This is a genomic window from Euzebya sp., assembly GCF_964222135.1.
GTDB lineage: Bacteria > Actinomycetota > Nitriliruptoria > Euzebyales > Euzebyaceae > Euzebya.
Genome location: NZ_CAXQBR010000111.1, coordinates 1 through 2,024, shown reverse-complemented (window position 1 = coordinate 2,024; position 2,024 = coordinate 1). Strand labels below are relative to the sequence as shown.

The window sequence follows — 2,024 nt, the reverse complement described above, 5'->3', positions numbered from 1 at the left end:
GTTTCCGCGGAAACGCGTCCGGCTGCTGACGATGCCGGATCCGGTCCCCGCACGACCACGTCCTACGGTGCCCGGCAGGCCGATGCGCTCGTCTCCATCGCGGAGTCGTTCCTCGACGGCGACCCAGCCGACACCTCGGGCGGGGACCGCTGGCAGCTCACGGTGCACGCGCCGGCGGAGGCCCTCACCGACGCCACGACGGCCGCCACAACGGACGACGCACCGGTCCGCCGAGAAGCCGCGCACCTCCACCACGGCCCCGTCATCCCGGACGCCGTCCTGGCCCGCATCGCCTGTGATGCCAGCCTGGTCGCGATGACCCACGATCCCGACGGCAACCCCGTCGGTGTGGGACGGAAGACGCGTCTCATCCCACGACGTCTCCGGCGGATGTTGATGCGACGTGATGGCGGGTGTCGGTTCCCGGGTTGCGAGCGCACCCGCTGGCTGGACGGCCATCACATCTGGCACTGGGTGGACGGCGGCCCGACCGAGCTCGAGAACCTCTTGCTCCTGTGCCGCGCCTGCCACACCACCGTCCACGCCCAAGAGTTGACGATCACCATGGACCTCGACCGGCACTGGGTCTTCACCCGACCCGATGGGACGCGGGTCGGTCAGGTCGATCCCCTCCCGCGAGCCAGCGTGGTCCACCACCCGGACATCGACGAGCGCGCCGCGCTCTCGGCATGGGACGGCAGCCGGCTCGACCTCGCCGCAGCGATCGACGGCTTCGGTGGGCAGCGACCGTCACCACCAGTGGGGCGGCCGAGCGATGCCGGCCGCGTTTCCGCGGAAACCGTCACGGCGCTGGCTGCGTAGCGGAGGACGGACGTCGGCCGGTCATCCGAGGAAGTCGTCCACGTCATCGGTCGGTGCGAGCACGCGTCCACGCCGCACGCACCAGACCTCAGCATCCTGAGCGGCGACCGCCACGGGCTCGGGGACGTGGTCTCCGGCGACCGCTGCCAGGACCGGGGTCTCGACCAATCGGGCCAGGAGATCTGCGCGCTCACGGGCTCGACGGACGTCGTGGCGCGCCACCGTCATCGAGACCTCGAGGACGACGTGGACCGGCTCACCGGTGTCCCGCAGGCGTCCGCGGAACACCGCGTCTGCGACCATCAGCGACTCGGCCTCGAGTTGGGTGATCCGCTCGTCGAGTTGGGCGTCGTCCACCATGACGGCCAACGCCTGGCTGTCGATGAGCTCCAGCCGTCGAGCGAGGCGGAGCAGGTAGGCGGGACCACGTTCGCGGTAACGACGCTCGAGGTCGTGCCCGGCGAACTCGCCCATGCGGTCGACCAGACCCGCGCTGACGTCCAGCAGCCCGGCGACCGTGGAGGCGAGCTCGCTCATCTGCGCCGCGAGCTGCGCGACGCGCTTCGACAACTCGTCCAGACGAGCTTCGGTGCGGGCCTGGGCCTGGGCGAGTTCTTCGACGCGCGCCTCGGTGCGGGCCTGGGCCTGGGCGAGTTCCTCGACGCGCGCCTCGGTACGGGTCTGCGCGTGGGCGAGTTCCTCGACGCGTTGCCCCAGGCGATCGAGGCGGTCCTCGGTGCGGCCCTGGGCGTCAGCCAGCCGCTTGAGCGCTCCGAGAAGGTCGACGTCGGCGATGCCCAAGGCCTCGCGGAGCGCAGACCGCTGCGCCGGGTCCTGCGCCAGCGCCCGGACCAACGCGGAGACGTCGATGGCCATGGATCCAGGCTACGCCCGCGGAGTTCGGCCTGGAACCGCTCGTCCACAGAACCCGTCTCCGGATGTGGCGACGCCCCTCGCGGCACAGTGCGGGGGGCGTCGTGGTGCGGCCTGGGTGGCCGCGGGGCTTGGGTTCTCAGGCGGTGGCGGCGAGGCGGTCGGCCAACGGTGTGGGGGTGGCGGTGAGGCGGTCGCCTGCGGTGGAGTTGGTGGCGACGGCGGCGTAGTAGGCGGCCTTCTTCTTGGCGAGCCGGCCGGCCGGTCGGGGTTCGGCGGGGAGCATGTCGGGGTCGAGGTTGGCGGTGATCCCGGCGTGGAGCAGGGCG

The 2,024-nt window shown here is 71.9% G+C and carries 2 protein-coding genes and 1 pseudogene; 1 reads left to right on the top strand and 2 read right to left on the bottom strand.

Annotation, left to right across the window (positions count from 1 at the left end):
* A partial coding sequence (locus ACEQ2X_RS24290) for a DUF222 domain-containing protein (RefSeq protein WP_370328483.1) occupies positions 1 to 822 on the top strand: 822 nt, incomplete at its 5' end.
* 21 nt (positions 823 to 843) lie between these two features.
* Here ACEQ2X_RS24290 and ACEQ2X_RS24285 read toward each other — a convergent pair.
* On the bottom strand, positions 844 to 1,698 hold the full coding sequence (locus tag ACEQ2X_RS24285; protein ID WP_370328482.1) for a hypothetical protein: 855 nt from the start codon (positions 1,696 to 1,698) through the stop codon (positions 844 to 846).
* 136 nt (positions 1,699 to 1,834) lie between these two features.
* A pseudogene (locus tag ACEQ2X_RS24280) lies at positions 1,835 to 2,024 on the bottom strand (FliA/WhiG family RNA polymerase sigma factor); the annotation flags it as partial.